Raw genomic sequence first — 23,198 nt, forward strand, 5'->3', positions numbered from 1 at the left:
GGGCGGGCGTGGGCGCGGCGCCCGGCCGGGCACCGTACGGCTGCGACGCGAAGCGGTCCGGGGCGAAGCGGTCCGGGGCGAACGGCAGGGCCTCCTCCGGCAGCGGGCCGCCGGTCAGCGCCGCCGCCAGCACGTCGCCGGTGACGGGCGTCAGCAGCACTCCGTTGCGGTGGTGGCCGGTGGCCAGCAGGAGGCCGGGCAGCGCGGTCGGGCCGAGCAGCGGCGCGTTGTCGGGCGAGCCGGGGCGCAGCCCGGCGCGGGTCTCGACCAGCGGCAGCTCGGTGATACCGGGCACCAGCTCGTGGGCGTCCCGCAGCAGTTCGTAGACCCCGCCCGCGGTGACCGTGGTGTCCCAGCCGAGCTCTTCGGTGGTGGCGCCGACGACCAGTTCGCCGTCCTCGCGCGGTACGAGGTAGAGCGGGCCGCCGCGCACCACGGCCCGTACGGTGCGGGACAGAAACGGTACGCCGCCGGGCAGCCCGCCGGGCATGCGCAGCCGCAGCACCTGGCCCTTGACCGGCCGGACCGGCGGCAGCACGTCCTCGGGGACGCCCGCCAGCCGCCCGCTCCGGCTGCCCGCGGCGAGCACGACCTGCCCGGCCGCGATCCGGTTCCCGTCGGCCAGTTCGGCGCCGGTGGCACGGTCTTGCCCGACGGTCAGCCGCTCCGCGGTGGTGCGGTGGAAGGCGACCCCGGCCCGCTCGCAGGCGGCGAGCAGCGCGGCGGCCAGCCGGCGCGGGTCGACCTGGTGGTCCCCGTCCACGCGCAGTCCGCCGCGCACGCCCGGCGCGAGCATCGGCTCCAGGCGCCGGCACTCGCGCCCGCTCAGCCACTCGGAGTCCAGCCCGCTGCGGCGCTGGAGGGCGTGCAGATCGCGCAGGTAGGCGCGGTCGTCGGCGTCCAGCGCGACGGCCAGCGTGCCGCACCGGCGGTAGCCGAGGTCCCGGCCGCTCGCCTCGGACAGCTCCGCGGCGAAGTCCGGATAGCGGCGCGCCGAGGCGAGGTTGAGGCCGAGCAGTGTCTGCTCGCCGTAGTGCAGTTCGGTGACGGCGGCCAGCATGCCGGCCGCGACCTGGGCGGCGCCGCCGCCGGGCGCCGGGTCGGCGACGGCGGTGCGCAGCCCGCGCTGGGCCGCCCGCCAGGCCGTGACCAGGCCGATGATGCCGCCGCCGATGACGAGCACGTCCGGGGACGCCGGTACCGAAGTGGGCACCGAGGTCCGTACAGACGGCTGTGCGGATGGATGCATGGGCGTCCAGCCCCTCCCTTCGCCGGCATGACCCGGATCAGGTTCGTACGGTCGGAGGCCGCAGCAGCCTCCCTCTCAGCCCGGTGCGTCCGGGCTCCCGCGAGTGCGTTCCCCGCAACCCTAGTACGGGCCGCCGACGCGCCGTAAGGGACCGTCGGGCCGGGGAACGGGGGCCGGATCACGGGTGGCCGCCCGGCCACCCGAGGGTGACCGGCCGTGACGTTGTGTCATAGATCTCGTTGCGCGGATCTCGGGGTCGCGCGACACGCCGTCCTACAGTGATCGGGTGACCGAGCAGACGCAGCCACAGGACCCCGCCCGCGCGCGCCGGGACGGCGAACCCGCCGAGCGCGCCGCCGAACGCGCCCGGCGCGCGGTCATCGTCGGCGCCGGCCTGGCCGGTGTGCAGACCGCCGTAGCCCTGCGCGAACAGGGCTGGCGCGGGGTGATCACGATGCTCGGCGACGAGCCGCACCGGCCGTACGACCGCCCGCCGCTGTCCAAGGCCGTACTGCTCGGCAAGGCCGACGGTTCCACCTTCGACGTGGACTTCGAGGCGCTCGGCATCAACCTGCTCCTGGGCCGGCACGCCACCGGACTCGCGGCCGCCTCGAAGGTGGTCGAGACCGAGGCCGGACCGGTCCCGTACGACCACCTGGTGATCGCGACCGGTGCCGAACCGGTCACCCTGCCCGGCTGTGACGGCCTGCCGGACGTACATGTGCTGCGCACCATCGACGACGCCGAACGGCTGCGTCCCGTGCTGGCCGGACAGCGCGAGGTGGTGGTGGTCGGCGCGGGCTGGATCGGCGCGGAGTTCACCACCGCGGCCCGCGAGGCGGGCTGCCGGGTGACCGTCGTCGAGGCCGCCGACCGGCCGCTCGCCGGGGCGCTGCCCGCCGAGGTCGCCGCCCCCATGGCGGCCTGGTACGCGGACAGCGGCGCGCAGCTGCGCATCAACGCCCGGGTCGCCGCCCTCACCGAGGGCACGGTCACGCTCGCCGACGGCGCGACGCTCGACGCCGACGCGGTCGTGGTCGGCATCGGCGCCCGTCCCGCGACGGCCTGGCTGGCCGGCTCGGGCGTCGAGCTGTCGCCCGAGGACCGCTCCGTGCTGGCCGACGAGCGGCTGCGCACCTCGCTGCCCGACGTGTACGCGGTCGGCGACTGCGCCTCCTTCCCGTCCGCCCGCTACGGCAGCCGCCTGCTCGTCCACCACTGGGACAACGCCCTCCAGGGCCCGCGCACGGTCGCCGCCACCATCGCCCGCGGCGAGGCCGAGGGCCCGGTCTACGACCCGGTCCCGTACTTCTGGTCCGAGCAGTTCGGCCGCTTCGTGCAGTACGCCGGGCACCACACCGGCGCCGACGAGACGATCTGGCGGGGCGACCCGGAGAGCGCGGCCTGGTCGGTGATCTGGCTGCGCGACGGCGTGCTCGTCGCGCTCCTGGCGGTGGGCCGGCCGCGCGACCTGGCGCAGGGCCGCAAGCTCATCGAGCGGGGCGCGGCGCTGGACCGGCGGCTGGCCGCGGACGCGTCCGTACCGCTGAAGTCGGCGGCGGTCTGAGGCCCGGGGACGGGCTCGGCCGGGGGCTCGTGCGGCGGTCCGGCCGGGGTCTCGTACGGGTGCCTGCCTGCACCGATGGCGATGCCCCGCTACCGGCTGTCAGTGGGAGGTGGCAGGCTTGTCCCGTGACCGAGATTGACGCAAAGATCGATGGACTCGTTCCCGCCTGGCTCACCCTCCCCGACATCGCCGAGCTGATCGGTGTCGAGGTGACGCGTGTGCGGCAGCTGGTGAAGGAGGGCCAGCTGATCGCGGTGCGCCGTGGCGAGAACCGTGCCCTTCATGTGCCGGCCGACTTCATCAAGGACGGCAAGGTCGTCAAGGGCCTCGTCGGGACGCTCACGCTCCTGCGGGACGACGGCTTCGCCGACGAGGAGATGCTGGAGTGGCTCTTCACCGCCGACGAGACCCTGCCCGGCACCCCCGCCCAGGCCCTGCGTGAGAACCGCGGTACGGAGGTGAAGCGCCGGGCCCAGGCGCTCGCCGTCTAGCCGCACACCTGCCGCACACGGCCGCTTGGCGCGGCCGTTCGCCGTCGCCGCCGCACCCGCGGCAGCGACCGTCTTCGCACCATGAGGGCGTACGGGCCGGAAGGCCCGGCCCGTACGCCGAGACCTGGGGGGACCCGCCCGATGACCACCGCACGCCACGCCCTGTCCGACGCCCGGCTCTACCTGTGCACGGACGCCCGCAGGCGCCAGGGCGACCTCGAACCGTTCCTGGACGCGGTGCTGGCCTCGGGCGTGGACATCGTGCAGCTGCGCGACAAGGGCATGGAGGCCGGCGAGGAGCTGGCCCACCTGGAGGTCTTCGCGGACGCCTGCCGTCGGCACGGCAAGCTCCTCGCCGTCAACGACCGCGCCGACGTCGCGCACGCCATCGGCTCGGACGTGCTGCACCTGGGCCAGGGCGACCTGCCGGTGCCCGCCGCCCGCGCGATCCTCGGCGACGACGTGCTGATCGGCCGGTCCACCCACGCCGAGGCCGAGGTGGACGCCGCGCTGGCCCAGCCCGGCGTGGACTACTTCTGCACCGGCCCGTGCTGGCCCACCCCCACCAAGCCCGGCCGCCACGCCCCCGGACTCGACCTCGTCCGGTACACCGCCGCCCGGCGCCCCGAGCGCCCCTGGTTCGCGATCGGCGGCATCGACGCGGGCAACCTGGACGAGGTGCTGGCCGCGGGCGCCCGCCGGGTCGTCGTCGTACGGGCGATCACCGAGGCCGAGGACCCGGGCGCCGCCGCCGCCGACCTGGCGAAGCGGGTGCGCGCGTACGGCGGGTGAGCACCCCGGCTGGACGCGAGATGGCCGGCCGGTGTCCAAGGCGTGGACCGGAATGCGGCTATCCGGGCATTTCGTCGGGGCTGGTTGGTGTGCGCCGCACCGGTGGATAATCTGCACGTATGGCCCTTGGCACAGCTTCCACCAGGACTGATCGCGCACGGACCGTGCGTGACCTGCTCGCTTCCGGCAAGCAGTCGTATTCGTTCGAGTTCGCCGCCCCGAAGACGGAGAAGGGCGAGCGGACGCTGTGGAACGCCATCCGCCGCATCGAGGCCGTCGCGCCGACCTTCGTCTCGGTGACCTACGGCGCGGGCGGCACCTCCCGCGAAGGCACCGTGCGCGCCACCGAGCGGATCGCCACCGACACCACCCTGACCCCGGTCGCCCACCTGACCGCCGTCAACCACTCGCTGGCCGACCTGCGCAACATCATCGGGCAGTACGCCGACGCCGGCATCCGCAACATGCTCGCGCTGCGCGGCGACCCGCCCGGCGACCCGATGGGCGACTGGATCCAGCACCCCGAAGGCGTGCTGTACGCCGCCGAACTGGTCCGGCTGATCAAGGAGTCCGGCGACTTCTGCGTCGGCGTGGCCGCCTTCCCGGAGATGCACCCGCGCTCGACGGACTGGGACACCGACGTACGGCACTTCGTCGACAAGTGCCGGGCCGGTGCGGACTTCGCCATCACCCAGATGTTCTTCTACGCCGAGGACTATCTGCGGCTGCGCGACCGGGTCGCCGCGGCGGGTTGCGAGACGCCCATCATCCCGGAGATCATGCCGGTCACCAACGTCCGCCAGATCGAGCGGTTCGCGCAGCTCAGCAACGCGGCTTTCCCGCCCGAGCTGGCCGAGCGCATCCTCGCCGTCAAGGACGACCCGGCGGCTGTACGCTCCATTGGCATCGAGTACGCGACACAGCTGTGCGCGCGCCTGATGGCCGAGGGAAGTCCCGGGTTGCACTTCATTACCCTGAACCACTCCACGGCGACGCTGGAAATCTACGAGAACCTGGGGCTGCACCAGCAGTCCTGACGGCGGTTTGCCGCACCACGCCGTCTGTGGAGCGGCGGAAGAGGGGCGTATATGGGCTTGGTGGTCCTGTACATCGCATTTGCCTGTGTCGCGCTCTGGCTCCTCGGCGAAGTGCTGCTCCAGTACAAGGCCCGGCTGCAGTGGCGGCTGCTGGCCTTCACCGGCTTCCTCGGCGTGGTCGTCGGTGTCGTCATTCCGTCGGTGATCGTCATAGCGGTGGGCGCGATCGCCTTCGCCGTCGGACAGACCTACGTCACGCTCTCCTTCCGCAGCGGGTACTCCGATGGCTGGGCGCTGCGCGGCAAGCGCGGTGACGCCGGCAAGCGGGGCGACAGCGGTAAGCGCGGCGACAACCGTCGGCGCCGGGCCAAGGGCGGCGGCCGGGCCGCGGCCGCCGGTCCGACGCTCCATGTCTCCGATCTGGAAGCCACCTCGGTCATGGAGAGCGCGGGAGCCGGGGGAGCGGACGGCGGCCCGGCCCCGGCGCCGGTGGCCGGCCCGGCCGCGTACGACGGCACGGACCCCTTCGCCCCGCAGGGCGGCACGGACCCCTTCGCCCCGCAGGACGGCTTCCCGGCCGGGCCGGGAGCCCACGACGGCTACGCGGGTGCCGACCCCGCCGAGGTCTACGCGCCCCAGCCGATCCCCGAGGAAACCGGCCAGTACGGCATATACAGCTCCGACGCGCGCCCGCAGCAGCCCGGTTATGCCGCGTACGACGGCTACCAGGACTACGGCCAGGGCGGCTACGGCTACGACGGCGGTTACGGGGGCGCCGCCGCCCAGGGCGGGCAGGACGCCTACGCCGACCACTACAGCGCTTACGGCACCGGCCAGGACCACAGCCAGGACCAGAGTCAGGCCCACGACCAGGGCCACAGCCAGGGGCCGGACCGGCATGGCCAGCAGGTGCCCTACGCCGATCCCTACCTGGGCTCGCAGCAGTACGCCGGGCAGTACGACCCGTACGAACAGCCCGACGCCTTCGGGGGCTCGCCGGCCTACCCGGGGCAGCAGTACACCGGCGTGCAGGACCCGGCGCAGGCCTCGTACGGCGAGACGCCGCCCGGCGGGGTGTGGGTCCCCCAGCAGCGCGGCAACGAGCCCGCCGCCGAGCAGCCGTACCCGCCCTACCAGCCCCCGCAGAACCAGGGCTTCGACGGGCAGCAGTACCGCTACTGAGGGGCCCGGCGCGGCCCGGTCACCGGGAGCCGCGCCAGTCGTCCCCGTTCACGATCAGGCCCGCGACGAGGGCACCGGACATCCCGGCATGTGCCGGCCCGCCGCCGGGGTGCGTCCAGCCGCCGACCGCGTACAGCCCCGGTATGCGGGTGCGGTTGGCGGGGCGCAGGAAGCGTCCCCCGGCACCGGCCAGCGCCGGGCCCGGCACCGACTCGCCCTCGGCGGGCGGCAGCACGGCCCGCCACAGCACCCGCTCCCGCAGCCCGGGTATCGCCGCTCCGGCGGTCTCGATCAGCCGGTCGGCGGCTGCCGCCTGTGCGGCCGTCTCCTCAACTGCCGCCCCTTGCGCGTCACTTCGGGGCTCGGCCGTCGCGGCCGGTGCGCCGGTCCCGGCCGGGGCGGGGGACCGCGCCAGGTCTCCGTACGGCGCGACCGCGGCGCTCAGCGTCACCGCCTCGTGGCCGTCGTCGGGCCGGGACGCCGGATCGTCCGGGCGCAGTACCGTCACCGTCGGGCGGTCGCACAGCGTGCCCGGGCCCGCGCCGAAGACGGCTGCCAACTCGGCGGCGGGGTCGGCCGCGTGGACCACCGTGCGGTGCGCCGCGTCCGCCGGGCGGGGGCCGCGCAGCGCGAGCGCGACCGTGAACCGTCCGGGCACCCGGCGGCGCTCGTCCGCCGAGGGCCGTACGTCGTCCGCGCCCCACGGCTCGGCACCCTTCAGGAGCGCCGTCAGCCGGTCGGGGGCGATGCCCGCGACCACCGTGTCCGCCTCGGCGCAGCCCCCGTCGCGCAGCTCGACGCCGGCCGCCCGGCCGTCCGCCTGGACGATGCGCGTGACCTCCGCGCCGAAGGTGAACTCCACCTTCCGAGCCCGGCAGCGCTCGTACAGCGCGTCCGCCAGCGCCCGCATACCGCCGCGCGGATACCAACTTCCGAAAGTCTGCTCCATGTACGGCAGGACCGCGGCGCTCGCGGGGGCGGTGCGCGGGTCGAAGCCGTACGCCACGGCGTAGCTCTCCAGGAGGGCGGTCAGCCGGGGGTCCTTCAGCTCGTGGCGGGCCACCTCGGCGAGGGTGCCGTCCGCCACGGGCCTGCGCCGTCCGAACAGGCCGCGCCTGGGCAGCGCCGGATACGGGTCGCGCCCCAGCACCTGCCAGTCGGGCCACAGGGGCTCCTCCAGCAGCGGCCGGCGGGTGCGGTCCCAGGCCTCGCGGGCGCGGCCCAGGAAGTCGCTCCAGCGCTCACCGGCGCCCGCGCCCAGCGCGCCGTCGAGCGCCGCGAGGACGCCGGCCCGGGAGGCGTTCGGCAGCGAGACGGCGGTGCCGTCCGCGAAGACATGGCGGGCGGCGGGATCGACCTGGGACAGCTCCAGCACGCTCTCCAGCGGCTCGCGGCCGGTCTTGACGAACAGGTCGCGGTAGACGGCCGGGAGGTGCAGCAGACCGGGGCCGGTGTCGAAGCCGAAGCCCGCGCGCTCGAAGCGGCGCACCGCGCCGCCGTACGTGCCGCTACGTTCGTACACCGCCACCCGGTGGCCCGCGACGGCCAGCCGGGCGGCGGCCGCCATCGCGCCCATCCCGGCGCCGATCACCGCAATCCGTGCCATGCCTGCGACTTTATCCGGCGGCACTGACAATCCGACCGCGGCCTGCCTCCGACCTGGGCTCGCGCCCCGGCGCCCCGGCGCCCCGGCCCGGGCCCGTCCGGCCGCGCCGCGGCTCAGCCCACCGGCGTCCCCGCCCCGCGCGCCGCCGCCACCCGCCGTTCCTCGCGCCGCTGCTTCCTGCGCCGCAGGAAGCGCCGTACCCGGGACCACAGGAACACCACCAGCAGGATGCCGCCGACCAGCAGCACCCCGGCGATGACCGCCGCGGCCACCGGATGGAACACCGCGAAGACGACGATGCCCGCGACCCCCAAATCCTCCAGCGTGCTCAGCACGAAGTTGCTGGCCGGTTCGGGCGAGGTGTTCACCGCCATCCGCGTGCCCGCCTTGACCAGGTGGCTCACCAGCGCGCTGGAACCGCCCACCGCGCCCGCCGCCAGCTGCGGCAGCGACCCGTCGTGACCGGCCAGCAGGGCCGCCACGACCCCGCCGGACACCGGCCGGATCACCGTGTGCACGGCGTCCCACACCGAGTCCACGTACGGGATCTTGTCGGCGACGGCCTCGCACAGGAAGAGCACCCCCGCGACGATCAGCACATCGGGACGCTGCAGGGCCTCGGGCACCTCGTCGGCGACGCCGGTCGCCCCGAGCACGCCGAGCATCAGGACGACGGCGTAGGCGTTGATGCCGCTGGCCCAGCCGCTGGTGAAGACGAGAGGGAGTACAGACACGCAGGAGATCGTAGCCAGCCGCTGCGCGTCGGTGCTCAGGTTTGAGTATCCGTACTCAGTCCCTGAGATGAGTAGGTACGCGGATGGGCCGCCACCTGGGCGGACGGAAGAGTGGGGGCCACGGAAGGGAAGCCGGGCCGGCACCGCCGACACGGGGCGGCGGAACGGCACGGCAGCCCGGACGTGACGGGGGAGCACGGGGGCTCCACATGGGGAGTGCACGGGGGTACGGGGCCCCACGGGGGAAGCGCTGTCCTGGACGGATCGCCGGGGGAACGATCCGCTCCGGGGCAGCGCGCCGGTACGACGGCGGCGGTGGCCGGCAGATGATGCCGGCCACCGCCGCTCCCGTATGCGCGGGGCGCCTACGGGTGCCCGCTCACCCGGCCCTGCAACAGGCGTGACAGGGACGCGTGCACGTCGTCGATCGACCGGTGCGGCTGGTAGGACTGCCAGTCCAGCGCCGCCACCAGCACCATCCCGAACAGCGCGGACGCGGTCAGCGGGATGTCGATGTCCTCGCTCAGCTCGCCGCCCGCCACCGCCTCCCGGAGCACGCCCTCCACGACCGTGATCGCCCGCTCCCGCACCACCATCAGCGTGGACTGCCAGGCCCGGTTGGTCCGCCACAGCTCGGCCACGTACAGCTGGGTCAGCGCCGGGTAGCGGGCGATGAAGTCCAGCCCGGCCCGGATCATCGCGTCCAGCGCGTCCACCCGGGAGCCGCCCCGGTCCGCGGCCCCGTCCGCGGCCTCCTGGAGGGAGGTGGCCAGCAGCTCGATGCCGTGCCGCAGCAACTCCTCGAAGAGTTCGTTCTTGCTCGCGAAGTTGTAGTACACGGTGCCCTTCGCGACCCCCGCCCGCTCGGCGATCTCGTCCACGGTCGTGGAGGAGAAGCCCTGTTCGGCGATGAGCGTGACCGCGGCCTCGAAGAGCTTGCGCCGGGTGGTCTGACGGCGCGTGCTGGAGCTGTCCATGGGGGTGATTGTGCCGCCCCCGGCGGCCCGCGCGCTCACAGGCTCAGCTCCGGGTGGAGGTCCTTCAGCCGTACGACCTGCTTCCCGCGCGCCGCCCAGGCGGTGAGCGCGAGCGCCGCCGCCGTGAAGGCGAGCAGCACCGCGCTGCCCTGCCACACGGGCGTCAGGTCACCGCCCGTGATGAGCCGCCGCAGCCCCTCCACGATGTAGGTCATCGGCAGGAACGGGTGGATCGCGTTGAAGAAGCCGGGACTGGTCTGCACCGGGTACGTACCGCCCGCCGACGTCAGCTGGAGCATCAGCAGCGCCAGCACCAGGATGCGGCCGGCCGGTCCGAAGCGGGCGTTGAGCCACTGCACGATCGCCGCGAAGCAGGCAGTGGCCAGCAGCAGGAACCCGACCGTGCCGGCCGCCCGCTCCATGTGGAGGCCGAGCCCGAAGCGCAGCACGGTCATGAGGGCGGCCGTCTGGAGGACCCCCAGGGCGAACACCGGCAGCCATCCGGAGACCGCGATCCGCCAGGCGCCCGCCCCCATGGCGAGCGCGCGCCGGTTGAGCGGTGGGATCAGCATGTAGGCGACCATCGCGCCGACCCAGAGGGAGAGCGGGATGAAGTACGGGGCGAAACCGGTGCCGTAGTTGGGCGCGCGGTGCGCCGCCTGGGAGGCGAGCTGCACGGGGTCGGACATGACGCGCGTACGGGCGTCCCGGTCCTGCTTGCCGTAGTCGGGGATCTGCCGAACGCCGTCGTGCAGGCCGCCGGACAGCTTCTGCGAGCCGTCCGAGAGCTTGTACATGCCGCTGTACAGGGTCTGCGCGCCGTCCTTCAGCTTGCCGACGCCCCGGTCGAGGTCGTCCGCGCCGGAGGCGGCGCGTCCGGCACCGTCGTGCAGCTTGCGGGCGCCGTCGGCCGCCTGCCCCGCGCCGTCCGCCAGCTTCCCGGTTCCGGCGGCCAGCTTGCCGGCGCCCGCGGAGACCTGATGGGCGCCCGCGTTGAGCTGGTTGATCTTCTTGACGGCGGCGTCCAGGTCGGCGCCGAGGGTCGGGCCGCGCCGCGCCAGCTCGTCCGCCAGGCGGTGCAGCGAGTCCAGGTCGCGGGCGAGGCGGTCGAGGTTCTTCTGGTCGTGTACGTAGCCGCTGATCTCCTCGGCCTTGGCCGCCGCGAGCGCCGCCTGCTCCTTGAGCTGCTTCAGCTCGGCGCAGGAGGCGTCGGGCCGGGCCGCGTCCCCGCAGCGCTGCCGGTAGAAGGCCGCGAGGTGGTCGGCCATCCCCCGGGACAGCTTGGCGCCCGCGTCGGCGGCACGCGGCAGCTTGTCCAGGTTCTCGCGTACGGCCCGGGCGCCGTCGGCGACGACCCGGGCGACCCGGCCGATCTCCTTGCCGTGCGCCCGGACGAACGGGCCCACCTCCGCCGCCACCCCGTTGACCTTGTCGGCCAGCTGCTGGGTGCCCTGGGCGACCTGGCCGGAACCGCCGGCCAGCTGGTCCGCGCCCCGAGAGGCGGCGGCCGCGCCCCGGGCGAGTTCGGCGGTGCCCGTGGAGAGCCGGCCGGCGCCCGCGTCGAGGTCCTTCAGGCCGTCGGCCAGGGTGCCGCTGCCGTTCTTCGCCGTACCGAGGCCGTCCTTGAGCTTTCCGGTGCCGTCCTGGGCCTGCCCGATGCCGTCCGTGAGCTTGCCGGCGCCGTCCGCGGCCTGCTGCGTCTTGTCGTGCAGCGTCGAGAAGGAGACGAAGATGTTGTCGTAGAAGCTGCGCGAGGACTTGGCGGATGCCGTCGCGCGCACCTCGGAGAAGACCGTGCGGGAGATCTGCCCGACGATGTAGTTGTTGGCGTCGTTCGTGCGCACCTGCAGAGCGCCGGTTTCCGGGTGGTCACCCGCACTGGACGCGACCCGCTTGCTGAAGTCCGCGGGAACGGTCAGCGACAGGTAGTACGAGCCGTCCTCGACACCCCGGTCCGCCTCCTGGGCGCTCACCCGGTGCCAGTCGAAGGTGTGGCTGTCGCGCAGCCCGTCCACGATGCTGTCACCTGCCGCGACCTTCTTGCCCTTGACCTCCGCGCCGGTGTCCTCGTTGACGAGCGCGACCGGGATCTTGTCCAGGCGCCCGTACGGGTCCCAGAAGGAGCACAGATAGAGCGCGCCGTACAGGAGCGGCAGCAGGAGGAGGGCGATCAGCGCCGCCATCGGCAGCCTGCCCCTCCCGAACCGCTTCAGCTCAAGCGCGGCCAGCCTCGGCGAGCGCATCCGCCGCCCCCTTCTCGTCGTCGCGGGTGACCGGGCCGGTGCTTTCTTTGCCGCGCGCGCCGGTACGCACCACGACCGCGCCCTCGGGCGCCTGGCTGCACACCGTGAGGACGGTCGTCCCGGACTCCGCCAGGGCGCGCAGCGTCGCCCAGATGTCCGCGCGTTCGGCGTCGGAGAGCTTCATGTCGGTGTCGTCGACGGCGAGCAGACGGGGCCTGCCGACCAGCGCCAGGGCGATCGAAAGGCGCAGCGCTTCCGCGCGCTCCAGGTCGCGTACGGCCGTCCGTACGCCCTTGGGTAGGGCCTGCACGTCCAGACCGGCCGCCTCCAGGGCCGCGTCGGTACGGGCGCGGGCCGACGCGGTACGCTCCCGGCGCGGTCGCAGCAGCGCGCGCAGGGAGTCGCCGAACCGGTGCTGGAGCAGGGTGCGTTCACGCAGGTGCTCGGCCACGGTGAGGGCAGGTTCGAGATCCGTGACACCGGGTACGTGGGCCAGTGCGGTGATCGCCCGTACCGCCGCCATCTTCCGGGGCAGCGGCAGCCCGGCGACCTCGGCCGTACCGGTGGAGGGCGTCATCCGGCCGGTGAGCGCGAGCAGCAGGCAGGTGCGTCCCGAACCGGACGGGCCCTCGACGGCGATCAGCGAGCCCGGCCCGGCCGTGAGGCCGATGTCCCGGAAGGCCCAGCCGCGGGGGCCCTCGACGCCGAGTCCCGTGGCGGTGACGGCGGCCCCGTGCGGGGTGCTGTGCACGATCCCCTCCTTTGAACTGACCAGTCAGTGCAAAAAGTATGCGCAGTCTTGTCATGTCTCCGCAAGGGGGTCCCGCCCGTCCGCCCGCTTTCCCGGGTAAGCCGCGATCTCCCCGAATTACCCGGCCGACGCAGGGAAAGAGCAGGTCAGAGCCGATTGTCAGTGGTGTGCCGCACGATGGCCCCATACGGTCCCGAACCGTGATGCGACGACAGGAGGTTCGTCATGGCAGCCAGTTCGGCCGCGGGCAGCTCCGCGGCGTACGGCCCTCCGGGCGATGTCCACCCCGTCCTGCGCCGGGCGGCGGCGCCGCCCGCCGCCCTCGACCTGCTCGCCCAGGCCCAGCGCGGTATCGACGAAGCCCGCGACCTGGAAACCCCCAACGAGCGCTATGCCACCGCCCACCTCGCCGCGCTGCGCACCGCGGCCGCCGTCCTCGCCGTGCGCGGCCGCCCCGAGCCGAGCCTGCGCCGCAGGCAGCGCATCCGCAGCGCCTGGGAGGTGCTGCCCGAGGTCGCTCCCGAACTCGCCGAGTGGAGCGCCCTGTTCGCCTCCGGCGCCCAGCGCCGCGCCCGCGCCGAGGCGGGCATAGCCGGCGCGGCCGGCCCGCGCGACGCCGACGACCTGATCCGCGACGTGGCGATGTTCCTGCGCCTGGTGGAACGGATGCTGCTCCTCCAGCCGACGCTGCCGTCCCAGCGGGCGGGGTGAGGGGTGGGGCGGTGAGGTGGCGGGCGGGGCGTCCGGTCCGGCCGGGGGCGGCCTGGTGTCCGGCCCGGGTGTCCGGACTGGACGTCCGGACTGGACGTCCGGCCTGGTCGTCCGGTGTCAGGCGGCCGGGCCGCCCCCGCGCGTCCCATTAGGGTGGTACCCATCAGTTCCATGCCCCCGTCGAGGAGCCACCCGCCGTGTCTGACCCGCTGCGCCCGCGCGCATCCCTTCGTACCGCCGTGGTCTGGGAGGTTCTCGTAGAGGCCCTGGAGCGCCGGGCCGCGGCCGCCGGTCAGGACGTCCTCGACGTCCTGGACACCGGCGGCGGTACGGGCAACTTCGCCGTGCCGGTCGCCCGCCTCGGCCACCGCGTCACGGTCGTGGACCCCAGCCCCAACGCCCTGTTCGCCCTGGAGCGGCGAGCCGCCGAAGCGGGCGTCGCCGACCGGGTGCGCGCGGTACAGGGGGATGCCCACGGGCTGTTCGACGTGGTCGAGCCCGGCGGCTACGACACCGTGCTGTGCCACGGCGTGCTGGAGTACGTCGACGACCCGGCCGAGGGCGTGCGCAACGCGGTCGGCGCGCTGCGCCCGGCCGGCACCCTGAGCCTGCTCGCCGCCGGACTGGGCGGCGCCGTGCTCGCCCGCGCCCTGGCGGGCCACTTCACCGAGGCCAGGACCGCCCTGGCGGACCCGGCGGGCCGCTGGGGCGAGGGGGACCCGGTGCCCCGGCGCTTCACCGCCGAGCAGCTCACCGGACTGGTCTCGGACACCGGCCTGAAGGTCAGCGGTGTGCACGGCGTACGGGTCTTCGCCGACCTGGTGCCCGGCGTGCTCGTGGACACCGAGCCCGGCGCCATGGACGCCCTGCTGAAACTGGAGGCAGCCGCCGCCGAGAACCCCGCGTTCCACTCGGTCGCCACCCAGCTGCACGTGCTCGCCGAGCGGGGCTGACCGTCCCGGGCCGCTCACGCTGCGCGTGCAGTCGGCCACAGGCCACCCGATCAGCCGCTTCGCCCCGTATGATCGGGGTACAACGTCCGGCATGACGGATCGGCGGGTGGGGAATGCAGGCTGCAGGCACCACCGACCGCCGTGGCGGCCCGGGCGGTGAATTGGCGTAGAGGGGCGGGTTTCACGGGGGCGATTCCCTGCCTATCCTGAAAGGGTCGCACCCGGTCGCCCCCCGCGACCGACGAGTAGGAGGACTCCGTGCCGCTCTCGGAGCACGAGCAGCGCATGCTCGAGCAAATGGAGCGAGCGCTGTACGCCGAAGATCCGAAGTTCGCGACAGCGCTTGAGGGAAGCGGGCTGCGTACGTACACCCGGCGACGGGTCTACCAAGCGGTCGCGGGCTTCCTGGTAGGTATCGCGCTCCTCATGGCCGGTATGGTCGCCCAGCAGATCTGGATCAGCGTGGTCGGCTTCCTCGTGATGCTCGGCTGCGCGGTGCTCGCGGTCACCGGCTGGCGCAAGGCGCCCAAGCCGGGAGAACAGCAGGCCACGGCGGGTGGCCGCGCGGGACCCGGTGGCGGTCCGGCCCGGCGCCAGGCCAGGCAGCGCCGCTCGATGATGGACCGGATCGAGAGCCGCTGGCAGCGCCGCCGCGACGAACAGGGCCACTGACCGGCCCACCGACCTCCTACTCGCCCTGCCACGCCCGAAAACCCGGCTATCGCGGCCGTCCGGTGTCCGGACGGCCGCTTTTCACGTTTTCGCGTCCGGTGACGGGTCGGTCGATCCCGCCGATGCCCCGGGACCGCTCCGCTCTTTGCATCCGCGGCTGCGTGCCAGGTGCCCGCCGTCAAGCCGCTGTCACCTCGGTACGCAGCCTGGCGTTTACCGTTATCCTCCGCCCTGCTCTCCTTGGCCTCCGTCCTGCTCTCCGCAGCCTCCGCTCCGCTCTCCGCGCCTTGCCGCCGTGCCCCTACGTCCGCTCCCGGGACAGCCGCAGGGCGCCCGCCGCCCTGCGCGCCGCGGTGGCCGGTGGGCTCATGGCGCAGCGGGTGAGGAAGGCGGACCAGCGGGACGAGAGGGTCCACAGGGCCCGGGCGGCGGAGCGGGGGACCAGCAGCGCGCGCAGGCGCAGATGCCGGGACGCGGCGTCGTGCAGGCCGGTACGGACGCGGCGTACCTCGTCGGCGAGGCCGGGCTCCGGGTGCGGGTGCGGTGCGTACAGCACCTGCTCCACCGAGGCCGCGACCCGGTGGGCCGCCTCCGCCGCCGGACCCCGCAACTCGCCTATCCGCACGATGCGCTCCGCAGCCTTGCGCGGGGTGAGCGATTCGTCCGGCAGGATGCCGTAGTCCCAGCCGGAATCGACCAGTTCCTGCCAGGCCGCGAGCGTGCGCGTGGTCCCGGCCGGTATGCCGCTCCGGGACTCCGGCGCACCGCCGTGGCCCCAGCCGGGGCCGTCCGGTTCGAGGTGGGCCGTGCGGAGACCCGTGGCGGCGGCGACCGGCCCCGGACGGCCGCCGCCGAGGCGCCGGGCGCGGGCCCGCAGCCGCCACAGCAGCGGCAGCACCGGCAACGCGAGCAGGACCAGGGCGCCGACGATGAACAAGGTGACGGTCCACGGCGACGGCCCGCCCTTCGCCGGGCCGTTCGCCGACTGCGCGGGCGGCGTCCAGCAGGGGCCGACGCGCCGCTCGGCGGGGGCGCAACTCTGCGCGGGGGACGGCCCGGCGGGCTCCGCCGCCGAGCGCGACGGCTGCGGTGCCGGGACGTTCGTACCGCCGTGGGACGGGGTGTCGGCCAGGGTGTAGTCGGGCAGTGTGCCCCGGCTCGGCGTCGGCTCGAAGCGCGTCCAGCCGGTGCCTTCGAAATACAGCTCGGGCCAAGCATGGGCGTCCTTGAGACCGACCGAGGTCGAGCCGTCGCTCTGCCGGGTGCCGGGGGTGAAGCCGACCGCGACCCGGGCGGGGATGCCCAGCGTGCGTGCCATCGCCGCCATGGAGAAGGCGAAGTGCACGCAGAAGCCCTCCTTCTGCTCCAGGAACCGGGCGATGGCTTCCGTGCCGCTGCCGGCCCGCACCTCCGTGTTGTACGTGAAGCCGCCGTTGAGCGAGAACCAGTCCTGGAGGCGGACGGCCTTGCCGTACGCCGTGCCGGCGCCCTTCGTCACCTGCTTCGCGGTCTCGCGCACGACCGGGGGCAGCGAGTCCGGCACCTCGGTGTACTCGCGCGCCAGCTCGGCGGGCGGCGCGGGCGCCTCCGCCAACTGGCGCGCGGTGGGCCGGACGAGCAGGCTCTCGACCTGGTACTGCACGCCGCGCGTGTTCTGCCCGCGGTCGCCGACCAGCGTGCGGCCCTCCGGCTCGAAGCGCCAGCGCCCGGCGATGTCCACCCGGGAGGCGGGGTAGGGGAGCGGCAGCCAGTTCTGCGCGTACCAAGGGGCGGTGGAAACGCTCGTGTTGACGGGGGTGACGTCCACCTCCGGGCTCAGCCCGGCGGGGGTGGGCAGCCGGTCCGGCACGTCCTTGACGGCGCGCTCGGACGGCTTCCACGCCGTGCCGTCGAACTGGTCGAGGGCGACGATGCGCAAGTACATGTCACGCGTGTCGGAGGCGGTGGTGCGGTAGTTGAGGACCTGCTTGTCCTCGGGCTGGTTCAGGCTGTTCTGCAAGGACACCAGCGGGTTCACCGCGGAGATCGTGCCGCCTCCGCCGCCCGGGCCGCGGCCGGCCACCGCCTGGCCCAGCAGCCCGCCGCCGAGCGAGGGCAGCACCGCGGGCACCACCAGGGCGACGCCCAGCACCAGCGCGCCGATCCGGCGGCCCGTACGGACCGGGGCCTGCGCCGGGCCGCCGGCCGTGCCGGCGTAACTCTGCCCGCCGGAGAACGCCGGCCTCCCGGAGCCGGTGCTCCGGCCGCCGAACACCCGGCCCCACTGCGAGAGCCGGTCCCGGCCCTCGGCCAGGAGCAGCAGCAGATATCCGGCCCCCGCGATCAGGAACCACAGCCAGCCCGCGCTGCCCTGCGAGAGGCCCGCCGCCACCGAATACAGCGCGAGCAGCGGGAGCCCGGCGGGCGCCGCGCTGCGGTACGTCACGGCCAGCGCGTCCACGACCAGGCCGACCACCAGCACCCCGCCGACCAGCAGCAGGCGGATGCCGGCCGTCACCGGAGCCGGTATGGCATACCGGCTGACATCGGCGACGCCCTCCTGCACCAGCTCGCCGAACTCCCCGAAGACGTCCGGGCCGGGCAGCACCAGGGCAATCGCCTTGTCGTGCGCGAAGAGCACGGTGAGCAGCAGCAGCGCCACCACGGCCTGCGCCGCGACCGTCAGCGGCCGCGCCAGCGGCACCCGGCGGGCCAGCGCCCCCACCCCGGACACGATCGTCAGCAGGACCGCCGCCTGCAGCATCCAGCCGACCGGGTCCACCAGCGGCAGCAGCGCGCAGGACGCGCACAGCGTCGCCACCGCCGCGCAGACCGTCAGCCGTGCCCGCCCGCTCATGTCGCCGCCCCGCTTCCCGGTGCCGGAACCGGCCCGGCGCCCCCAGCCGTACCGGAACCCGCGGCCGTACCGGAACCCGTACCGGAACTCCCGGCCGTGTCGGCCGCACCGAAAACTCCCGAGGCACTCGCCACCGGAGCGCCGCCCGCCGGCCCCCGCTGGGCTCCCGCCTGGTCCGCCTGCCGCCACAGTGCCGCCAGCGAGTCGCCGGGCCGCACCGGCAGCGCACGCCAGCCCGCCTCCTGGAGCATCCGCAGCCGCTCCTCCAGCGGCAGCCGCGGCTGACCACCGGTGGAGCGGAACCCGGCGCCCCGCGACCAGGCGTCGCCGTCCAGGACGAAAGCGACCGCGGCGCCGCTGCGCTGCCGCATCCGCCCGGCCACCGCGGCCTGCTCCTCGTCCAGATCGCCGAAGAACGCCACCAGCAGCCCTTCGTTGCCGCCGCGCAGGACGTCGTACGCCCGCGCCAGACCGGGTTCGTCGGAGTGGTCCACCACGGCCAGGGTGTCCAGCATGAGCCCGGCGGTGTCGGCGGACTCGGTGCCGCCCGCCCAGCCGCCGGTCCCGTCGGGGCCCGGCACGGACATGCCGGAGTCGGTCAGAAAACGCACCGAGAAACCGCGCTCCAGAAGATGGACGGCCGCCGACGCGGCACCCGACACCGCCCACTCGAACGCCGAGTCGGGACCGGCACCCTGATGGGCCGTGCGCCGGGTGTCGAGCAGGACCGTGCAATGGGCCTTCTGCGGCTGCTCCTCCCGACGGACCATCAGCTCGCCGTAGCGCGCGGTGGAGCGCCAGTGGACGCGGCGCAGGTCGTCGCCGTGGCGGTAGCCGCGGGGGATCACGTCGTCCTCACCGGCCAGGGCGAGCGAACGCTGCCGGCCGTCGCCGTACCCGGACGCCTCGCCCGCGAGCCGGACCGGCGGCAGCGGTTCGACCCGCGGCACGACCGTCAGCGTGTCGTGGTCGCTGAAGGAGCGGGTCAGCTCGCACATCCCGAACGGGTCGGAGAGCCGCAGCTGCAACGGCCCCAGCGGATAGCGCCCGCGCAGGTCGGAACGGACCCGGTAGGACACCTCCCGGCGGCCGCCCGCCTCGACCCGGTCGAGCACGAAGCGCGGCCGCGGACCCAGTACGTACGGCACCCGGTCCTGGAGCATCAGCACGCCGGTGGGCAGCCGCGAGACGTTCTCCACCCGCAGCCGCACCCGCGACTCGGCGGTGGCCGGCACCCGGGCGGGGGAGAGGGTCCGGCTGCCCGCGACCCGGTGGCGGGTGCGGTGCAGCACGATCGCGCACGCCAGGGGGAGGACGGCCAGCAGCAGCCCGACGCGGAGCAGGTCCGTCTGCCCGAGGGCGTACGCGCACACGGCGGCCGCCACGCCCGCCGCCAGGAAGGACCGGCCGCGCGTCGTCAGCCCCGCGAAGGCGGCCCGCAGTCCGCCGCGCTCCGGCGCGCCCCCGATCCCCCCGGCCGTCATCAGTACCCCCGCAGGCCGGGCGGCTGCGGCGCGTGGGCCCGGGGCCACTGCGCCGAGGGGTCGGGCACCGGGGTGCGGCGCAGGATCTCGGCCACGACCTGCTCGGACGTACGGCGGTTGAGCTGGGCCTGCGCGGTCGGCAGCAGCCGGTGCGCCAGCACCGCCACCGCGAGCGCCTGCAGGTCGTCCGGGAGGGCGTACTCCCGGCCGGCCAGCGCCGCGGCGGCCTTCGCCGCGCGCAGCAGGTGCAGCGTCGCTCGCGGCGAGGCGCCGAGGCGCAGCTCGGGGTGGCTGCGGGTGGCGGCGACCAGGTCGACCGCGTATCTGCGCACCGGTTCGGCGACGTGGACCGTGCGGACCGCGTCGATCAGCTTCAGTATCTCGTCGGCGTGCGCGACCGGCTGGAGGTCCTCCAGGGGCGAGGCGGCGCCGTGCACGTCCAGCATCTGCAGCTCGGCGTCCGGGCTCGGGTAGCCGATCGAGACGCGCGCCATGAAGCGGTCCCGCTGAGCCTCGGGCAGCGGATACGTGCCCTCCATCTCGACCGGGTTCTGGGTGGCGACGACCATGAAGGGGGCGGGCAGCCCGTACGTCTGGCCGTCCACCGTGACCTGGCGCTCCTCCATCGACTCCAGCAGCGCGGACTGGGTCTTGGGCGAGGCGCGGTTGATCTCGTCGCCGATCACGACCTGGGCGAACACCGCGCCGGGCTTGAACTCGAAGTCGCGGCGCTGCTGATCGAAGACGCTCACGCCCGTGATGTCCGACGGCAGCAGGTCGGGGGTGAACTGGATGCGCCGCACCGAGCAGTCGATGGAGCGGGCCAGCGCCTTGGCGAGCATCGTCTTGCCGACGCCTGGCACGTCCTCGATCAGCAGATGGCCCTCCGCGAGCAGCACGGTCAGCGCGAGCCGCACGACCTCCGGCTTGCCCTCGATCACGCTCTCCACCGACCTGCGGACCCGCTCCGCCGTGGTGGTCAGATCGCCCCGCGCGCCCGGCTCCGTCCGCGCGGGGGGACCCCCAAGGCTCGCTTGTTCGTCAAAGGTCGTCACCCGGCCCTCCTCGGCCCTTCCCCGCGCCCCGCGGAACGCGGGACACCCGACTGCGGGCGCACGTCCTCCGTACGGACCGGCCCTCCCCGTCGTGCGCCGCCGGGCCCTTCGGCCGCCGCGACGCCACGTAGGCATTCTCGCCGTCCACGCCGCTTCGCGTCATGGCCTGTGGATAACTCGCGCGCCGGGCGGCGCCGTACGGCAGCACACCCGCCCGGGGCACCACACCGCAGGGCGGCGACACCCCGGCCCCGCCCGCCGGACAGCACGAACGACAGGGCCGGACGGACGGACCGCCCGGCCCCGCTGACATGGACCCCGGCCTCCCGGCCGCGGATCACCGCCGTCCTCCCGGCGCCTACTTCGGCTCGGTCGGGTGGACCTCCCGCAGCAGACCCGTCGTCACATCGAAGACGAAGCCGCGCACATCGTCGGTGTGCAGCAGGAACGGCGAGGTCCGCACCCGCTCGATGGACTGGCGGACGTCCTCGTCGAGGTCCTTGAACGCCTCGACCGCCCAGTTGGGCCGCTGGCCGACCTCGGCCGCCAGCTCGTGGCGGAAGTCCTCGGTCAGGCTCAGCAGGCCGCAGCCCGTGTGGTGGATGAGCACGACCGAGCGGGTGCCCAGCGCGCGCTGGCTGATCGTCAGGGAGCGGATGATGTCGTCGGTGACGACGCCGCCCGCGTTGCGGATGGTGTGGCAGTCGCCGAGCGAGAGGCCCAGCGCGTCGTGCAGGTCCAGACGGGCGTCCATACAGGCCACGACGGCGACCTTGAGCACGGGCCGGGCGTCCATCCCCGGGTCGGTGAAGGCGGCGGCGTACTGCTTGTTGGCTTCGACGAGGCGGTCGGTGACCGTGCCGCCCGCGGGGGCCACGGCGCTGTCGGCGGACGGGGGCAGCGACTGCGAGGCAGGTATCGACATAGCAACACGGTAAGGGTCACCGGCCGGTAAGGCTGCACGTGAGAGCGGGGCATAGGGGGGCACTACGGCGTCTTGTGAGGTTTTCCACACGCCCCGCCGGGCGCCGCCGATCGGGTGAAACCAACCTTTTCGTCCCGATCGCGGGCTCTCGTCCGGCCCGTCCCGCGGCTCTCCCGGGCCGCTCCGAACCCTTCGCAACTCCTTCGGGACTCTTTCGGAACTCCTTCGGGACCCCTTCGAAAACCCGTCGAAAACGTCCCGGCGGCCGGTGCGGGACGCGCGGAACCGGTTGATTGACCCCGCGCGGCAGTGGACTAAAGTGGCGCGAAGTGGGAGGCGTGACGCTCTCCTTGGATCCCGAATCTTTCGCGTGCGATCTGCACGTACGGCTCGGCCTCCTCCCGCTCCAACCGGTCCACCGACGGCACTTCCCCGTCGTCGGAGGGCCACTTCCCCTTCAGAGCGGGCGGGGACCAAGCGGTACGTGCGGCATTCCCCCAGCCAGCGGCCGGGGGGACCCACCTGCCGCCCACCCCATCGGAAGGCGCATGAGCAGCAACGATCGCCACGTACCCGTCATGCTCCAGCGGTGTCTGGACATGCTCGCCCCCGCGCTCGCCGAGCCCGGCGCGGTCGTCGTCGACTGCACGCTCGGCCTCGGAGGGCACAGCGAGGCGCTGCTCGCCACGTTCCCGGCCGCCCGCCTGATCGCCCTCGACCGCGACCCGGCCGCGCTGAAGCTGGCGGGCGAGCGCCTGGCGCCCTACGGGGACCGCGCCACCCTCGTGCACGCCGTCTACGACGAGCTGCCCCAGGTCCTGGACCGCCTCGGCGTCCCGCGCGTCCAGGGCGTCCTGTTCGACCTCGGCGTCTCCTCCATGCAGCTCGACGAGGCCGACCGCGGCTTCGCGTACGCGCAGGACGCGCCGCTGGACATGCGCATGGACCAGACGACCGGCATCAGCGCCGCCGAGGTCCTCAACACCTACCCGCCCGGCGAGCTGGTCCGCATCCTGCGCGCCTACGGGGAGGAGAAGCAGGCCAAGCGGATCGTCGAGGCGGTCGTACGGGAACGCGCCAAGGAGCCCTTCACCAACAGCGCGCGCCTGGTGGAGCTGATCCGCGACGCGCTGCCGCAGGCCGCCAAGCGCACCGGCGGCAACCCCGCCAAGCGCACGTTCCAGGCGCTGCGCATCGAGGTCAACGCCGAGCTGGCCGCCGTGGAGAGCGCCGTACCGGCCGCCGTACGGGCCCTCGCCGTGGGCGGCCGGATCGCGGTGCTCGCCTACCACTCCCTGGAGGACCGGATCGTCAAGCAGGTTCTCGCGGCCGGCGCGGCCCACACCGCGCCGCCCGGCCTGCCCGTCGTCCCCGAGCAGTACCAGCCCCGCCTGAAGCTGCTCACCCGCGGCGCCGAGCTGCCGACCGAGGAGGAGATCGCCGAGAACCGGCGCGCGGCCCCCGCCCGGCTGCGCGGCGCCGAGCGCATTCGCGAGGACATCGCGTGAACCGGCCGGGGCGGGCGCGCTCGGGGCCGGGCCGGCTCTCGGGCCTGTTCGCCTCCGGCCCGGGGGGCACACCGGCGCGTACGCCGTTCGTGCTCCTCGTGGTGGTGCTCCTCGGCTCCGGACTGATCACGCTGCTGCTGCTCAATTCCGCGCTCAACCAGGGATCCTTCGAACTGAGCAAGCTGGAGAAGCGGACCGACGAGCTGAAGGACGAGCAGCAGGCGCTCCAGCAGGAGGTGGACGCCTTCTCCGCGCCCGGCGCCCTGGAGAAGCGCGCCCGCGAGCTGGGCATGGTCCCGGGCGGCAGCCCGGCCTTCCTGGAGCCGGACGGCACGGTACGGGGCAGGCCGAGCAGGGCCGCCGGCGGCGGCGTGGGCCCGATGAGCGCGCCCGGCCCGTCGCGGCTCGCCGTCCCCGCCCCGCGG

At 74.3% G+C, this 23,198-nt stretch carries 20 protein-coding genes and 1 riboswitch; of the genes, 10 read left to right on the plus strand and 10 right to left on the minus strand.

Going from position 1 to position 23,198, the window contains the following annotated elements:
* Positions 1-1,249 (minus strand): glycine oxidase ThiO (gene thiO / locus IH45_RS0137725; RefSeq protein ID WP_050515468.1); only part of this gene is annotated, 1,249 nt, incomplete at its 3' end.
* Positions 1,247-1,360: riboswitch (TPP riboswitch) on the minus strand. (Overlaps the previous gene by 3 nt.)
* A 175-nt stretch (positions 1,361-1,535) precedes the next feature.
* Here thiO and IH45_RS0137730 point away from each other — a divergent pair.
* From IH45_RS0137730 to IH45_RS0137750, 5 genes are all read left to right on the plus strand, one after another.
* Positions 1,536-2,816 carry an NAD(P)/FAD-dependent oxidoreductase gene (locus IH45_RS0137730; protein WP_030679746.1) on the plus strand — a complete coding sequence of 427 codons (1,281 nt, stop codon included), beginning with the start codon at positions 1,536-1,538 and terminating at the stop codon, positions 2,814-2,816.
* A gap of 125 nt (positions 2,817-2,941) precedes the next feature.
* Entirely contained in the window at positions 2,942-3,307 is a 366-nt protein-coding gene (locus IH45_RS0137735; RefSeq protein ID WP_030679750.1) for an Rv2175c family DNA-binding protein, read from the plus strand.
* A gap of 141 nt (positions 3,308-3,448) precedes the next feature.
* Entirely contained in the window at positions 3,449-4,099 is a 651-nt protein-coding gene (thiE, locus tag IH45_RS0137740; protein WP_030679753.1) for a thiamine phosphate synthase, read from the plus strand.
* A 119-nt stretch (positions 4,100-4,218) separates the two neighbouring features.
* Positions 4,219-5,136 (plus strand): methylenetetrahydrofolate reductase [NAD(P)H], encoded by a 918-nt coding sequence (gene metF, locus IH45_RS0137745; protein WP_030679756.1) that lies wholly within the window; start codon positions 4,219-4,221, stop codon positions 5,134-5,136.
* Positions 5,137-5,187: 51 nt separating this feature from the next.
* Positions 5,188-6,318, plus strand: coding sequence for a hypothetical protein (locus IH45_RS0137750; protein WP_030679757.1), 1,131 nt, complete (start codon positions 5,188-5,190; stop codon positions 6,316-6,318).
* A 19-nt stretch (positions 6,319-6,337) separates the two neighbouring features.
* Here the strand turns inward: IH45_RS0137750 and IH45_RS0137755 are convergent, their stop codons facing one another.
* The 5 genes from IH45_RS0137755 to IH45_RS0137775 form a co-directional block, all read right to left on the minus strand.
* Positions 6,338-7,924: a phytoene desaturase family protein gene (locus IH45_RS0137755; RefSeq protein ID WP_030679758.1), complete on the minus strand. Its 1,587-nt coding sequence runs from the start codon at positions 7,922-7,924 to the stop codon at positions 6,338-6,340.
* 113 nt (positions 7,925-8,037) lie between these two features.
* Positions 8,038-8,658, minus strand: coding sequence for a DUF4126 domain-containing protein (locus tag IH45_RS0137760; RefSeq protein ID WP_030679759.1), 621 nt, complete (start codon positions 8,656-8,658; stop codon positions 8,038-8,040).
* 365 nt (positions 8,659-9,023) lie between these two features.
* Positions 9,024-9,635 carry a TetR/AcrR family transcriptional regulator gene (locus IH45_RS0137765; RefSeq protein WP_030679760.1) on the minus strand — a complete coding sequence of 204 codons (612 nt, stop codon included), beginning with the start codon at positions 9,633-9,635 and terminating at the stop codon, positions 9,024-9,026.
* A 35-nt stretch (positions 9,636-9,670) separates the two neighbouring features.
* A complete protein-coding gene (locus tag IH45_RS0137770; protein WP_030679761.1) occupies positions 9,671-11,878 on the minus strand; it encodes a YhgE/Pip domain-containing protein in 2,208 nt (735 codons plus the stop codon).
* Entirely contained in the window at positions 11,850-12,629 is a 780-nt protein-coding gene (locus IH45_RS0137775) for an ATP-binding cassette domain-containing protein (protein WP_030679762.1), read from the minus strand. The genes IH45_RS0137770 and IH45_RS0137775 overlap by 29 nt, the downstream gene beginning before the upstream one ends.
* Before the next feature lie 225 nt (positions 12,630-12,854).
* Between IH45_RS0137775 and IH45_RS0137780 the strand changes: the two genes are divergently transcribed.
* The 3 genes from IH45_RS0137780 (at position 12,855) to IH45_RS0137790 (ending at position 14,965) form a co-directional block, all read left to right on the plus strand.
* A complete protein-coding gene (locus IH45_RS0137780) occupies positions 12,855-13,340 on the plus strand; it encodes an SAV_6107 family HEPN domain-containing protein (RefSeq protein WP_030679764.1) in 486 nt (161 codons plus the stop codon).
* Positions 13,341-13,537: 197 nt separating this feature from the next.
* Positions 13,538-14,293, plus strand: a complete 756-nt coding sequence (locus IH45_RS0137785; RefSeq protein ID WP_030679766.1) for a methyltransferase — start codon at positions 13,538-13,540, stop codon at positions 14,291-14,293.
* A gap of 258 nt (positions 14,294-14,551) precedes the next feature.
* On the plus strand, positions 14,552-14,965 hold the full coding sequence (locus tag IH45_RS0137790) for a DUF3040 domain-containing protein (protein WP_030679768.1): 414 nt from the start codon (positions 14,552-14,554) through the stop codon (positions 14,963-14,965).
* A 301-nt stretch (positions 14,966-15,266) separates the two neighbouring features.
* Here the strand turns inward: IH45_RS0137790 and IH45_RS0137795 are convergent, their stop codons facing one another.
* From IH45_RS0137795 to IH45_RS0137810, 4 genes are all read right to left on the minus strand, one after another.
* Positions 15,267-17,801, minus strand: a complete 2,535-nt coding sequence (locus tag IH45_RS0137795; protein ID WP_032919113.1) for a transglutaminase TgpA family protein — start codon at positions 17,799-17,801, stop codon at positions 15,267-15,269.
* Entirely contained in the window at positions 17,798-19,285 is a 1,488-nt protein-coding gene (locus IH45_RS0137800; protein ID WP_050515469.1) for a DUF58 domain-containing protein, read from the minus strand. Before IH45_RS0137800 ends, IH45_RS0137795 begins: the two co-directional genes overlap by 4 nt.
* Complete coding sequence (locus IH45_RS0137805) at positions 19,285-20,340, minus strand: AAA family ATPase (RefSeq protein WP_030679774.1); 1,056 nt, start codon at positions 20,338-20,340, stop codon at positions 19,285-19,287. The genes IH45_RS0137800 and IH45_RS0137805 overlap by 1 nt, the downstream gene beginning before the upstream one ends.
* A 358-nt stretch (positions 20,341-20,698) precedes the next feature.
* A complete protein-coding gene (locus IH45_RS0137810) occupies positions 20,699-21,265 on the minus strand; it encodes a beta-class carbonic anhydrase (protein ID WP_030679778.1) in 567 nt (188 codons plus the stop codon).
* A gap of 548 nt (positions 21,266-21,813) precedes the next feature.
* Here IH45_RS0137810 and rsmH point away from each other — a divergent pair.
* A complete protein-coding gene (gene rsmH, locus IH45_RS0137815) occupies positions 21,814-22,773 on the plus strand; it encodes a 16S rRNA (cytosine(1402)-N(4))-methyltransferase RsmH (RefSeq protein WP_030679781.1) in 960 nt (319 codons plus the stop codon).
* Positions 22,770-23,198: cell division protein FtsL (ftsL, locus tag IH45_RS0137820; protein WP_199810763.1), on the plus strand; the 429-nt coding region annotated here is incomplete at its 3' end. The genes rsmH and ftsL, both read left to right, overlap by 4 nt.

The sequence above is a fragment of the Streptomyces rimosus subsp. rimosus genome, assembly GCF_000720725.1.
Taxonomy (GTDB): Bacteria; Actinomycetota; Actinomycetes; order Streptomycetales; family Streptomycetaceae; genus Streptomyces; species Streptomyces rimosus_A.